At 34.4% G+C, this 12,791-nt stretch carries 13 protein-coding genes; 7 read left to right on the top strand and 6 right to left on the bottom strand.

Annotated elements, in window-relative coordinates; all coding sequences use genetic code 11:
- Positions 1 to 118: 118 nt before the first annotated feature.
- From EGI22_RS23320 to EGI22_RS23330, 3 genes are all read right to left on the bottom strand, one after another.
- Positions 119 to 1,189, bottom strand: coding sequence for a Gfo/Idh/MocA family protein (locus tag EGI22_RS23320; RefSeq protein WP_255071078.1), 1,071 nt, complete (start codon positions 1,187 to 1,189; stop codon positions 119 to 121).
- Positions 1,190 to 1,269: 80 nt separating this feature from the next.
- Entirely contained in the window at positions 1,270 to 1,956 is a 687-nt protein-coding gene (locus EGI22_RS23325; protein WP_255071079.1) for a hypothetical protein, read from the bottom strand.
- 93 nt (positions 1,957 to 2,049) lie between these two features.
- On the bottom strand, positions 2,050 to 2,733 hold the full coding sequence (locus tag EGI22_RS23330) for an NUDIX hydrolase (RefSeq protein WP_255071080.1): 684 nt from the start codon (positions 2,731 to 2,733) through the stop codon (positions 2,050 to 2,052).
- Between the two features lie 149 nt (positions 2,734 to 2,882).
- Here EGI22_RS23330 and EGI22_RS23335 point away from each other — a divergent pair, with 149 nt between their 5' ends.
- Positions 2,883 to 4,172 (top strand): hemolysin family protein, encoded by a 1,290-nt coding sequence (locus EGI22_RS23335; RefSeq protein WP_255071081.1) that lies wholly within the window; start codon positions 2,883 to 2,885, stop codon positions 4,170 to 4,172.
- A gap of 2 nt (positions 4,173 to 4,174) precedes the next feature.
- Positions 4,175 to 4,798, top strand: a complete 624-nt coding sequence (gene pyrE, locus EGI22_RS23340; RefSeq protein ID WP_255071084.1) for an orotate phosphoribosyltransferase — start codon at positions 4,175 to 4,177, stop codon at positions 4,796 to 4,798.
- A 233-nt stretch (positions 4,799 to 5,031) separates the two neighbouring features.
- On the opposite strand, the gene cysM is transcribed toward pyrE, so the two are convergent.
- A complete protein-coding gene (gene cysM, locus EGI22_RS23345; RefSeq protein ID WP_255071086.1) occupies positions 5,032 to 5,904 on the bottom strand; it encodes a cysteine synthase CysM in 873 nt (290 codons plus the stop codon).
- 219 nt (positions 5,905 to 6,123) lie between these two features.
- Here cysM and EGI22_RS23350 point away from each other — a divergent pair, with 219 nt between their 5' ends.
- The 4 genes from EGI22_RS23350 (at position 6,124) to EGI22_RS23365 (ending at position 10,749) form a co-directional block, all read left to right on the top strand.
- Positions 6,124 to 8,511: a M1 family metallopeptidase gene (locus EGI22_RS23350; RefSeq protein ID WP_255071087.1), complete on the top strand. Its 2,388-nt coding sequence runs from the start codon at positions 6,124 to 6,126 to the stop codon at positions 8,509 to 8,511.
- A 129-nt stretch (positions 8,512 to 8,640) separates the two neighbouring features.
- The gene (locus EGI22_RS23355) at positions 8,641 to 9,201 is read left to right on the top strand and encodes an RNA polymerase sigma factor (RefSeq protein WP_255071088.1); all 561 of its coding nucleotides are present in this window, start codon (positions 8,641 to 8,643) and stop codon (positions 9,199 to 9,201) included.
- On the top strand, positions 9,192 to 9,704 hold the full coding sequence (locus EGI22_RS23360) for a hypothetical protein (protein ID WP_255071090.1): 513 nt from the start codon (positions 9,192 to 9,194) through the stop codon (positions 9,702 to 9,704). Before EGI22_RS23355 ends, EGI22_RS23360 begins: the two co-directional genes overlap by 10 nt.
- Positions 9,691 to 10,749 carry a hypothetical protein gene (locus tag EGI22_RS23365; protein WP_255071091.1) on the top strand — a complete coding sequence of 353 codons (1,059 nt, stop codon included), beginning with the start codon at positions 9,691 to 9,693 and terminating at the stop codon, positions 10,747 to 10,749. Before EGI22_RS23360 ends, EGI22_RS23365 begins: the two co-directional genes overlap by 14 nt.
- 9 nt (positions 10,750 to 10,758) lie before the next feature.
- Here the strand turns inward: EGI22_RS23365 and EGI22_RS23370 are convergent, their stop codons facing one another.
- Positions 10,759 to 11,130 carry a CoA-binding protein gene (locus EGI22_RS23370; RefSeq protein ID WP_255071092.1) on the bottom strand — a complete coding sequence of 124 codons (372 nt, stop codon included), beginning with the start codon at positions 11,128 to 11,130 and terminating at the stop codon, positions 10,759 to 10,761.
- The gene (locus EGI22_RS23375) at positions 11,130 to 12,344 is read right to left on the bottom strand and encodes a M20/M25/M40 family metallo-hydrolase (protein ID WP_255071094.1); all 1,215 of its coding nucleotides are present in this window, start codon (positions 12,342 to 12,344) and stop codon (positions 11,130 to 11,132) included. The genes EGI22_RS23370 and EGI22_RS23375 overlap by 1 nt, the downstream gene beginning before the upstream one ends.
- 101 nt (positions 12,345 to 12,445) lie before the next feature.
- Here EGI22_RS23375 and EGI22_RS23380 point away from each other — a divergent pair, with 101 nt between their 5' ends.
- A complete protein-coding gene (locus EGI22_RS23380; protein ID WP_310588215.1) occupies positions 12,446 to 12,790 on the top strand; it encodes a YbaB/EbfC family nucleoid-associated protein in 345 nt (114 codons plus the stop codon).
- Position 12,791: the final 1 nt, after the last annotated feature.

Below are 12,791 nucleotides of genomic sequence, written 5' to 3' on the forward strand. Positions count from 1 at the left end.
ACAAATCAACCAATAACAAATCAACCAATAACAAATCAACCAATAACATATCAACCAATAACAAATAAACCAATAACAAATCCACCAATAACAAATCCACCAATAACAAATCAACAAATCAACCAAGCCTCACAACTTCACCCGTTCTTACAGATTCATCACAAGCGAAAGCTATCCTCAAACTATTTACGGCATCTTCAACATGGTCGGTAAGGTCTACGTCGTTTTTAATGGCATTCAAGAAAAACAACTGTTCTCTTTTACAAAGCTCATTATGGTCTGGTTCGTCCGTAAGATCAATCCATTCGTCAGGTTTTGTGAAATTATTTGCTGCATCTATGTCCGCGTGGTGTACTTTCAGTGATTCTGTTTTGGTATGTGCGTCTACATTGTCCGACTGACCAGCTTTTCCTGCATCTTTCGCAACTATCGAAACGCAGCCTTTTGGCCCAATCACATCTTTTACAAAGAAGGCGGTTTCTGACATCATCGGACCCCAACCTGCTTCATACCAACCTACTGAACCGTCTTCAAAACGTATTTGTAATTGGCCATAGTTATAATTTCCTTCAGGAATATCTTCCGTCATACGTGCACCAATCGCACTCACCCAAACAGGTTTCGAACGCGTCATTTGGCACATTACGTCAATATAATGAACACCACAATCTACTATCGGACTTAGGCTTTTCATAAGGTTTCTATGCACATCCCACATGATACCATGACTTTGCTGATTGAGGTTCATTCGCATAACCAAAGGTTTGCCCATGGTTTGAGCTACTTCAACAAATTTTTCCCAAGATGGATGAACTCTTAATATATATCCAATGACAAGTTTTTTATTGTGTTTTTTTGCTGCTGCTGCTACTTTTTCAGCACCTAAAACGGTATCTGCCAATGGTTTCTCAATGAAAACGTGAGCACCTGCTTCTAATGCAGCCAAAGCAAAGGCTTCGTGTGTATCAGGATAGGTATTTATACTTACGGCATCAGGTTTAGTGGCAGCCAAAGCTTCGAAATAATCGTCGAAAAGTGGGTAGTTGCCACCAAGTTTTTGGTTTAACCTTTCTTTACTTTTGCCTTGAGATACAATTCCACAAATTTCAAATTCTTCAATATTCTGATAAGCCAAGGCATGCGAGCTACCCATATTTCCACATCCAACTACCAATACGCGTATTTTCATTATTTAAGGTTTTGTTTACAAAAATAAAAAAAAATAGCCCACTGTTTCCAGCGAGCTATCTAAATTTTTAAAAAATTTTATTAATCTTGGATATATTGCTTATTTCCGTTAGCATTTATATAATATTTACCTCCTCTTGGTCCTTGATATATCGTACGACCTTTAGCATCTTTTCCAATCGATTTATCTTCCCCAGCAACTTGCTTTTGAGTTGATTTATCTGCTTGAGTAGTCTTTTTGGTAGTGGTACTTGGAGTTGTTGTTGTGCTAGTTTTTGTTGTCGTATTTGGTTTTGTTAATGTACTTTTAGACTCTGAAGTACTAGTTTTAGTTTTTTTATCGCTTTCTTTGAGTTTGGCATCTTCAGTTTTTGTTTTATCTGCCTTACCTTTTGCATTCGTAGTTTTATCTACTTTTTCTTTAGCAGTTTTGGCTTCAGTTTTTTCTTTGGCAGTTTTAGCTTCAGTTTTTTCTTTAGCTGTTTTAGCTTCAGTTTTTTCTTTAGCAGTTTTAGCTTCAGTTTTTTCTTTTGCAGTTTTTGTTTTAGGTTCAGTTTTTTCTTTAGCAGTTTTTGACTCTGTTTTCTCTTTTGTGGTTTTAGTTTTTGCTTCTGTTTTGGGTTCTTTTTTTTCTTTCGGTTCTTTCTTTTCAGTTTTTTCTTTAGCAGTTTTAGCTGTTTTCGGCTTAGCCGAAGTTGATGCCGATTGTGCGTTTAATATCTGCACAGAGATAAATAATAAAACAAGAACACTAAGGAACTTTTTCATGAAATTTATTTGGTTTAATTGTAAATTTTCAAGAGTCAAACGTAATAATTTTTCTTTAATTTTTATTAAGACTAAAAAAAATCATTTTGTAACTTAAACCTCCTCCAAATGTTGTGTTTTCTTCAATACGAATGCAATTGAAGTATAAGAATTCAGTAAAGCTTCTTCTATTTCCTTCCCCTCCATCCAACATAATTCTTCTATTCCTTCTTCAGCTTGGGGTTTCATTTTTTTATCAGATACAAGCGACATTGCAAACCATTTGGTTTGTTTTATAACCAGCTTTCCCTTAAGCATATAGGTATGCCATGTAGTACAGATTTTATCATTTACTTTAACAACTACACCACATTCTTCCAAAACCTCTCTTTCAGCAGTAACCTTTGATTTTTCGTTAGGATCTGCCTTGCCTTTGGGTAAATCCCAAAAACCCAAGCGTTTCATCATCAAAATTTTGCCGACTTTGTTTTCTACCACACCTCCAGCTGCCTTTATCACAGGCAATTTGCTTTTTATTTTTGCTTTAAAAAGTTTTTGGTTTTTTACTTCAAAAGTCAAATGCCCGAGAAGTTCCTGTTTATTGCTTTGAGCAAGTTTTATAAAACTCATAATATTTTCAAAATCCCCATTTTTTATGAGAATGTTTCCTTTTAAATCTCGATATTCGATAATATCTGATGCTTGATCATATATAAAATCAAAATTCTTGGAATGGTCTTTGATAAAATGAGTACTATCAGTGATAGTGATAGCCTTGTTATTGACGAATATTAGCATAGGTGTTTTAAAAATGCAAAAGTAAGCTAATTATCCTTTTTAATGCCTAAAATTATTATTTTTAATGTGATGTCATTTTCTATTTTAAAAATTTTGTTACTTTGCAGTTAAATCAGAATAGATTGCCCAACAGGCGGTCTTAATTTTTAATGGAAATCTTAATAATACTTTTTCTAATAATTCTTAATGGTTTGTTTTCTATGGCTGAAATAGCCCTAGTTTCATCTCGAAAAACAAAATTAGAAATTGCCTCAAAAAACGGTGACTCACGTGCCACAGCTGCTTTGGTTTTGGCCAACTCACCTGGAAAGTTTCTTTCTACAGTTCAAATTGGTATTACACTGATAAGTATTCTTACAGGTATTTACTCTGGAGATACCTTTAAAGGGTACTTAATTCCTTTCATTGAGCAATTTGAAAGTGTTAAACCTTATGCAGAAAGCATAGCAGTGTTTTTTATTACAGTATTACTTACTTTCTTCACCTTGATTTTAGGCGAATTGGTGCCGAAACGAATAGGAATGGCCAAAGCAGAGGAAATTGCTATGTATGCTGTAAAGCCAATGAGCATAGTTTCTTATATCACCTCACCTTTTATTTGGTTATTGAGTAAAACTTCAGATTTGATTTTCAAGGTTATAGGTTTAAAAGAAAATGATAACTCGGTAACTGAAGAAGAAATCAGGACATTGATGCAAGAAGGAGCCAGTGGAGGTACTATAGAAGAGATTGAGCATGAAATAGTTCAAAATGTTTTTCATCTTGGAGACAGGAGAATTACTTCCTTGATGACAAATATAAATGAGGTGACTTTTCTTGATTTGGATGATGATTTTACTGAAAATAAAGAGAAAATTATTTCTAAAAAACATTCAGTATATCCTGTTTGTATAGATGGCATAAATGAGATAAAAGGACTTTTGTATATCAAAGATCTTTTGGGTAAAAATTTAGATGATGAACTGAAAGACCTTGAAAATAATCTTCGTACACCTCTTTATATACCTGAAAATAACCATGCCTATCAAGTTTTAGAGAAATTCCAAGAGGAAAGAATACATTTTGGAGTTATTGTAGACGAATACGGAAATGTGGTTGGAATTGTAACCATGAATGATATTTTAGATGCTTTGGTGGGAGATATTTCAGAAACCAATGAGTTTGAGTTTGAGATTACTGAGCGTGAAGATGGAAGTTTCTTGATAGACGCTTCTTTACCTTTCGATGATTTCTTAAATGAGTTTGAAATAGACTTGCCTACAAGAAAAGAATACAACGGATTTGATACCATGGGCGGTTTTGCTCTCCATATACTAAAAGAAATACCTGAAACAGGTGATACCTTTGAATGGGGTGATTTTGATTTTGAAATCGTAGACATGGACAAGAACCGTATCGATAAAATGTTAGTTACTAAAAAAACTGAAGACTCTGAATAAGCATGAATACTGCTCGTAAAATTGCCACTTATCTCCTTAAAACTAAAGCCGTAAAATTGAGTCCTGAGAAGCCATTCAAGTGGAGTTCAGGGTGGAATAGTCCAATTTATTGTGACAACAGAATCACACTTTCAGACACTGAGGCGAGAACTTTTATCAAAAAAGCTTTGGCTAAAGCGATAAAAAAGAATTTCCCAGATGTAGATTTAATAGCTGGGGTAGCTACAGCTGGGATAGCTCAAGGTGCCTTGGTTGCTGATTATTTAAATCTTCCTTTTGCCTACGTGAGACCAAAGCCGAAAGAGCATGGAATGGGAAATCAAATAGAAGGGAAGATAGAACAAGGGCAAAAAGTAGTAGTTCTTGAAGATTTAATTTCTACAGGCGGGAGTTCAATAAAAGCCGCTGAGGCATTAATGGAGCAAGGAATTGAGGTTGTAGGCATGATTGCCATTTTTACTTATGGTTTTAAAATTGCGGATGACAATTTTGCTGAAAAAAACTTGAAATTAGTCACACTTAGCAATTACAACTACCTAATAGACGAGGCTCTAAAACAAGAATATGTAAAAGCCACAGATTTAGAATCATTAAAAATGTGGAGAAGGAATCCTGCTAAGTGGTGAAAATATTTAAATAATGTAATATTAAAAGCAAGTTTTTAAACTTGCTTTTTTGTTTTAGTCCAAGGGTGTTAAATACAATTAGGCATTTTTTTTAAATATCTTCAAAATTCGTTTTTCAAATAAATAGTAACATTAAACTCAAATTCACCAATAACAAATCCACGAATAACAAATCTACGACTAACAAATCCACCAATAACAAATCCAGCAATAACAAATCCACCAACAACAAATCACCCAAACAAATCGCTACTTAAATACCTGTCGCCTCGGTCACAGCAGATAAAAACTATCACGCCAGATTCCAGTTCTTTAGCTAATTTAATAGCTGCTGCAGCTTGACCACCAGAGCTCATTCCTGCAAATATCGCTTCTTTTTTTGCTAATTCTCTCGCCATCAGAGTTGATTCTTCTTGAGAAATGTCGAAAATTCTATCCACTCTACTTGCGTCAAAAATAGCTGGAAGGTATTCTTTTGGCCAACGTCTAATTCCCGGAATCGATGAGCCTTCAGTAGGTTGGCAGCCAATGATTTGTACATCAGGATTTTGTTCTTTCAGATACATAGATGTGCCCATAATAGTGCCTGTGGTGCCCATAGATGCTACAAAGTGCGTTATTTTTTGATCAGTGTCTCTCCAGATTTCGGGACCCGTTGTTTTATAATGTGCCAGGAAATTGTCAGGATTCGCAAATTGGTTGAGCATCAAATATTCATCAGTTTTTGATTTCTCTTCTGCATAATCTCTACAAGCTTCGATACTTTCTAATAATATAACTTTGGCACCATAGGCCTCCATAGTATCTACACGCTCTTTGGTAGAATTGGTAGGCATTACAAGCTCTATTTCTATTTGATATAGGCTAGCTATCATAGCTAATGCTATGCCAGTGTTTCCACTTGTTGCTTCTATGAGTATTGTGCCATTTTTAATTTCTCCCCTTTCGATGGCACTTTTTATCATATTCAGAGCCGCCCTATCTTTTACGCTTCCTCCTGGATTATTTCCTTCAAGTTTTGCAAAAATCCTAACATTTGGATTCGGACTCAAAACGCTTAGTTCCGCTAAAGGTGTGTTTCCAATTAAATCTAATATTCCAGCCATATAATTCTGTTTATTTCAAAACTCAAATCTAAAGTAAAAAGTGCGAGCATGCCGAAAATCTTCTTAAAAAATGACATTACTTAAATCTAATTCTTGATTTTTCTAATAAAAAAGTTTTTTTATCTATTAAAAACCAATTTAAATCAAGGAGTCATTGTTAAATTAATTTAAAAAATATATTTTCGCATTGTATAATTTACTTAATCAATAAACCAAATTATGAAGAAAATTGCATTGGCTATTTCTTTTTTGTTTACATCTGCTGTGGCTGTAATTGCTCAAAGACCCGCTCCGAGTAATTATAACGCCAACACTAGGTTTGAACAATTGGGTTCGGCACTTCCTACCCCAAATACTTTCCGAACTGCCTCTGGTGCTCCTGGGAAAGATTATTTTCAAAACAAAGCAGATTATGATATTAAAGCTGAGCTTGATGATGAAAATCAACGAATAATTGGTTCTGAAGTAATTACTTATACCAATTTTTCGACAGACGATCTAAGGTATTTATGGCTTCAATTGGACCAAAATTTGTTTGAGAAAAACTCAATTAATGCACTTTCCAAAACTGGTGGAGTAAATCCTCAAATGTCTGGAACGCAATTGACAAATATGAATGCTCCTGGAGCTGTTTTCGGTGCAGTAAAAGCAGATAAAGAGTTTGGATACAAAATCAAATCTGTGAAAGATTTGAAAGGTGCCAACATTCCTTATACTATCAACGGTACCATGATGCGAGTTGATTTGCCAACTTCTTTAAAACCTGCAATCGCAGTTTCATTAAAGATTGAATGGGAATATAATATCACAGCATATTATGGTCGTTCAGGCTATGAGTTTTTTGAAAAAGATGGCAACTATAATTATTTCATTGCACACTGGTTTCCTCGCATGTGTGTGTATGATGATGTAAGTGGATGGCAAAACAAGCAGTTTTTAGGTCAAGGAGAGTTTACTTTGCCTTTCGGAGACTATAAAGTGGAGATTACTGTACCTGATGATCATATTGTTGGAGCTACAGGTGAGTGTCAAAACTACTCGAAAGTACTTTCGAAAACGCAACAACAAAGAATGAAGGATGCTTCCGATTCAAAAACTCCGATTATAATAGCCAATCAGGCTGAAGCTGAAGAAAGAATTAAAGTAAAAAGCACGAAAAAACAAACTTGGGTTTATACTGCTAAAAAAGTCAGAGATTTTGCCTTTGCATCGTCAAGAAGATTTATATGGGATGCTATGCAAACTGACGTTTACAATAACGGCAAGAAGATTTGGAGTATGTCTTTTTATTCAAAGGAAGGTAATCCATTATGGGAAAAATATTCAACTCGTGTAGTTGAGCATACACTTCGCTCTTATGGAAATCATACCATTGAATACCCTTATCCTGTGGCAATCTCGTGTCATGCTACGCGTGGAGGTGGGATGGAATATCCAATGATAAGTTTTAATGGTGGAAGGCCCGAAGAAGACGGAACTTATTCAGAAGGAACAAAATATGGTATGATTGGCGTGATTATTCATGAAGTGGGGCACAATTTCTTCCCGATGATAGTAAATACCGACGAAAGACAATGGACTTGGATGGATGAAGGCTTGAATACTTTCTGTCAATATTTAGCTGAAAAAGAATGGGATAAAGATTATCCAGCACGTAGGGGAGAGCCGCAGGACATTGTTGGTTATATGAAGACAGATAAAACGCAACAAGTGCCTATCATGACTTCTTCAGACAATATTATGGCTTTCGGTCCTAATGCGTACGCAAAACCTGCTACGGGATTAAATATGCTCAGAGAGACTATAATGGGCAGAGAATTGTTTGATGCTGCCTTTAAAGAATATGCTAGAAGATGGGCCTTCAAGAGTCCAATGCCTGCAGATTTTTTCCGTACTATGGAAGATGCCTCTGGTGTAGATTTGGATTGGTTCTGGAAAGGTTGGTTCTATACTGTTGAGCCTGTAGACCAAGATCTTGCCGAAGTAGAATGGTATTCTTTGGATACTCAAAATCCTGAAATTGTTAAGGCTGAAGCAAAAAAAGAAGCAGAAGCCAAAGGGAAAACAATCAGTAAAATGAGAGATAAAATAGATATCGAGACTTCTGTTGTAGAAGCAGACCCTTCAATGAAAGATTTCTACAATTCGTATGACCGCTATGCAGTTACGGAAGCTGATCAAAAGAAATTTGAGGCTTATAAGTCTTCTTTGTCACCTGAAGATCAAAAACTTTTGGAGTCAGGTATGAACTATTATGTTTTAAAAATTAAGAATAAAGGTGGTTTAGTAATGCCGGTAATCGTTCAGGCAGTTTACGAAGATGGAACAACTGAGGACTTTAGATATCCTGCGGAAATTTGGAGAATGAACGATGTTGAAATAACCAAAACTATTCCAACTGCAAAAAAAGTGAAGAAATTCAAATTGGATCCTTATTTTGAATTAGCAGATATTGACACTTCAAACAATGCTTTTCCAAAAGAGCCAGAAGCTCCTACGAAGTTCCAATTGTTTAAGCAAAGAAGTTTTGGGCCACAAGGACCAAATCCTATGCAAGAAGCTAAAAAGAATGACGCAGCAGGTGTAGGAAGTAGCGGTAAAAATTAAAAATAGTTTAAATTGGTTAAAGATTAGGCGTGGGTTTCGACTCATGCCTTTTTTTGTGGAAAATAAATTCTCAGACCAAATGCAACATTTGGAAATATTTGCAATCTTTAGTTTGAAAACCATCCTAGTTTGAATCAATATTTAACCAAAGATAGAACATCTCAGTTAGTAGAACTGTGTAGGTTGGGCAATAATAAGGCCCAATATGAACTCTATAATATGTATGTTAAAGCGATGTTTAACACAGCATTGAGGATTGTAAGCTTAAGAGAAGAGGCTGAAGATGTGATTCAAGAATCGTTTTTAGATGGCTTTCTAAAAATAGACATGTTTCGAGGAGAATCTACATTTGGTGCTTGGCTGAAATCCATCGTTGTAAATAAGGCTATAGCTAAATTACGAGCACAAAAAATGTTTTTTGAAGAAATCGATAATGTGAACGGAGGCGATATTGAAGACATAGAAGAACCAGATTTTGAAGAAACAAATGATTCGGTATCAAAAATAAAAGACGCATTGAATATTTTACCCAATGGTTTTAGATTGGTGCTTAGTCTTTATTTATTTGAAGGGTATGATCACCAAGAAATTGGACAAATATTAGGCATAAATGAAGTGACATCAAGAAGTCAATATTTAAGAGGTAAAGCAAAATTAATTGAAATTTTAAAGGAAAAACAATGGCACTAAAAGAATTTATAAACAGCCATAGAGAGGAATTTGAAGAAGATTTTCCTGATGATTTATGGAAGAAAATAGATGCAAAATTGCCTAATGTAGCTAAAAAAAGCATTTGGCTGAATTCTAAAATAATAAGATTTGCGGCGGGAATAATTATATGTCTTTCCATAGGCTTTTGGTTTGGTAAATACTATAGAAACGACAGTTCTCTAGCTCAACAAGACAAAATGCTAAGTACCCAACCAGCTTTGGTTACTTACACGGAAACAGTTTTGGAAAAAAGAGAGACTTTGAATAGTCTTATAATATCAAACCCAGAGCTTCAAAAAGCTTTCGTTGGAGATTTAGAAGATTTACAAAAAAACTTCGAATTCTTAAAGTCTCAATTAACTAAAAATCCAAACCACGAGCAATTGATTGAGGCCATGAAACAGAATCTTGAATGGCAAATAGATTTATTAAACAAGCAAACCGAAATAGCTCAAAATGTCAAGAAATATGAAGTTTTATAAAATAGCATTGATTTTAAATTTAATATTCATCTCAAATTTATCTGGTTTTGCTAGAGATATTAAGCTTATTGAAAAAAGGAAAGATTATAATTTTGAATATAGTACTTCTGGGGTAAGTAAATTGGAAATCACTAATCAGTTTGGCGAAGTTAAAGTTATGTTTTGGAATCAAAATAAAATCCAAACAACTGTTCACGTAATAGCGAATGCTCCAAATAATGTGCTTCTGAATGATTTTATTTCGTCTGTAAAAATAAATGGAAATAGAAAGAACAGTATAGTTTCTATAAAAACCGAGATCCAAAAAACTGATTTTAATTTAAAGAAGTTAAATACAGATAAAAACACAAATTTTAAGATTGATTATTTGGTTTTTATGCCCAATAATCTAGAGCTTTGTCTTACAAATAGTTTTGGTGAAGTTACATTGCCAGAGTTTACTGCTCCACTTTCTCTAAACTTAAATTACTGTACTTTAAAGGCAGATAAAATTTCCAACAAACTTTCGAATATCAATTTAAACTATGGTAAAGCCAATATTAAATCTCTTCTGGGAGGAGAAATAAACTCAAACTTCACTGCTGTTAGTATGGGCGAAGTAAGAAATGTGAATTTGAAAAATAATAATGGTAGCTTCAAAGCTAAATATCTAGAAGATATTGACGGTATTTTGAATTATTCTGGAGGAGTTTTCGAAAATATAAAAGAAGCAGTAAAGCTTAAAGTGAATTTCAGTAACGATTTGAAAATTAACAATATAGATGAAAAAGTAAAGAATCTTGAAATATTTTCTAACTACTCAAACATTAGTCTTCCAATTAGCGAAAAATTCAATGGTATTTTTGATATAAAAACCAACCATGGAAATTTCTGGGTAGACCCTTCTTTAGTTATTCATTTTATTAAAAACTCTGAAACCGATAATCAAAAGCCTGGATTTAAAACTAGAACGTCTAATGCTTATCAGGGAACCATTGGTTCTAACAAAAACTCAGAATCAAAAATTATTATAATTTCAAACTACGGAGACGTTAAGATAAAATAGGCTTTAATGTTAGTACTGACCAGTGCCTAACATTACCAAAGTACAAGCTTCCAGAACTTCGACACCTTCTGCTTCCAGTTTGCCTTCTAATTCAATATTTTCAGCACCTGGGTTGAAAATGACACGTTTGGGCTTTAATTTTAATAAAAAACCTTCGTATTCCTTTTGATTTTGCTCGCTTAGGTAAACTGTTACAGTATCAATATCTTCGCCAATTTCTGATAATTCTGTTTTAATAGCTACTCCATTTACATTGCCTTCTTTCTTGCCTAACAATTCAATAGGGAAGCCTTTCTCTTGTAGCCTCTCTGCGGCCATGAGTGCATATCTACCTGGTTTTGTACTAGCACCAAGTACTAAAGTCTTTTTACTTTGCTTCATTAAAATGTTAGACTAAGTGTTAATGTTTCTCCTTTTCTAAGTATTTCTACAGGAACAGTTAGGCCTTTTTCAAATTTTCCTAAAGCAGTCATATATGCGTAAACGTCTTTAATTTCGTATTCTCCTATTTTAGTGATAATATCTCCTGTTTTTAATCCAGCTTTTTCGCCTGGCCTGCCTTCCGAAACGCCGTCTAATCTCAAGCCTTTGCCATCAAACGAATAATCAGGAATAACGCCCATGGTTACTTTAAAACTACTTTTGGCAGCCGCAGAATGTGGGTTTGTGGTCTTTTTAAAGTCTATTTTTTCTTTTTCATTTAGAAGCCCAATCATGTTTTTTACATATTCTAACATCAAAACTTCCCCTTCATAATTTATCAAATTTGCATCATCAGTTGGTTTGTGATATTCTTGGTGAGCTCCTGTAAACAAAAACAATACAGGGATGTCTTTTAAATAAAAAGAGGTATGGTCCGACGGTCCAATTCCAGACGAATCTAGACTGTATTTTATTTTCATATTATCAGCCAATTGAGCCGCATTATTTTCCCAAAACTTACTTGTACCAATCCCTCCAATACTCACACCTTTGTCTTCTCTATATCTGCCAATCATGTCTAAATTTACCATGCAGTTAATGTTTTTTAAGTCAAATGTCGAGTTGTCTAAAAGATATTTGGACCCCATTAACCCAAGTTCTTCACCAGAAAAAGCCAAGAAAATTAAATTGTAATTTTCTGTTACCTTATTGTTTTTGAAATACTTGGCCAATTCTAACATTCCAGCTACTCCAGAAGCATTATCGTCAGCACCATTATGAATAACACCTACCGAATTCGCTTGTAATGAACTACCTTGGTCTCCCAATCCTAAGTGGTCATAGTGGGCACCAATAATTATTGACATTGGTTTCCCGTTGTCTATCATACCCAAAATATTATTGGCATTTACTTGTGAAATATTTGGTGGAACACCTTTTTTTGCTGCAAATAACTGTCGGTAAGCTCCATTTTCGCCCATTGGTTTTAAGCCAATTTTGGAGAATTGTTTAATAATATAGTCTCCTGCCTTCATTTCGCCAATTGTGCCAGTTCCTCTTCCTTCCAATTTGTCAGAGGCTAAGTAGCTGATATGTTTTTTGACACTTTTAGTTTTGAAATCTTGGGCACAAATCTGTAGGCTTACAAAAAGGAATAAAACAAGGTATTTCATTATTAGATTTATTGATGTATTTTTAAATAGAGTTTAAAATTAAAGAATTTAGCGAATTTATTTTGCTAATATCTTATTTTTGTAAAAAAAAGAATACAATTATGTCAATGATGGATATGATGGGAATGATGGGCAAGGTGAAAGAAATGCAAGCAAAAATGCTCGAAACCCAAGAAAAACTTGGAGAAATAATCACAGAAGCCGAGTCAGGTGGGGGAATGGTGAAAGTTGTGGTTAATGGAAAGAAGGAATTACTTACAGTTGAAATAGAGCCAGAATTATTAAATCCGCAAGATGCAAAGATGGTTCAAGATCTGATAGTAGCAGCTACAAATAAGGCATTGGCTGAAATTGATGAAAAAGTAAAGGCTGAAATGGGTAAAGTTACCGAAGGCATGATGCCTAAAATCCCAGGGTTTGATTTAGGAAATTTATTCAATAAGTAAA

Origin of the sequence: Lacihabitans sp. LS3-19, from assembly GCF_024343575.1 — a bacterium.
Classification (GTDB): Bacteria; Bacteroidota; Bacteroidia; order Cytophagales; family Spirosomataceae; genus Leadbetterella.

Bases quoted from the DNA above. Each gene is read 5' to 3' on its own strand.
- EGI22_RS23320 (WP_255071078.1), bottom strand. From the start codon at position 1,189: ATGAAAATACGCGTATTGGTAGTTGGATGTGGAAATATGGGTAGCTCG.
- EGI22_RS23325 (WP_255071079.1), bottom strand. From the start codon at position 1,956: ATGAAAAAGTTCCTTAGTGTTCTTGTTTTATTATTTATCTCTGTGCAG.
- EGI22_RS23330 (WP_255071080.1), bottom strand. From the start codon at position 2,733: ATGCTAATATTCGTCAATAACAAGGCTATCACTATCACTGATAGTACT.
- EGI22_RS23335 (WP_255071081.1), top strand. From the start codon at position 2,883: ATGGAAATCTTAATAATACTTTTTCTAATAATTCTTAATGGTTTGTTT.
- pyrE (WP_255071084.1), top strand. From the start codon at position 4,175: ATGAATACTGCTCGTAAAATTGCCACTTATCTCCTTAAAACTAAAGCC.
- cysM (WP_255071086.1), bottom strand. From the start codon at position 5,904: ATGGCTGGAATATTAGATTTAATTGGAAACACACCTTTAGCGGAACTA.
- EGI22_RS23350 (WP_255071087.1), top strand. From the start codon at position 6,124: ATGAAGAAAATTGCATTGGCTATTTCTTTTTTGTTTACATCTGCTGTG.
- EGI22_RS23360 (WP_255071090.1), top strand. From the start codon at position 9,192: ATGGCACTAAAAGAATTTATAAACAGCCATAGAGAGGAATTTGAAGAA.
- EGI22_RS23365 (WP_255071091.1), top strand. From the start codon at position 9,691: ATGAAGTTTTATAAAATAGCATTGATTTTAAATTTAATATTCATCTCA.
- EGI22_RS23370 (WP_255071092.1), bottom strand. From the start codon at position 11,130: ATGAAGCAAAGTAAAAAGACTTTAGTACTTGGTGCTAGTACAAAACCA.
- EGI22_RS23375 (WP_255071094.1), bottom strand. From the start codon at position 12,344: ATGAAATACCTTGTTTTATTCCTTTTTGTAAGCCTACAGATTTGTGCC.
- EGI22_RS23380 (WP_310588215.1), top strand. From the start codon at position 12,446: ATGTCAATGATGGATATGATGGGAATGATGGGCAAGGTGAAAGAAATG.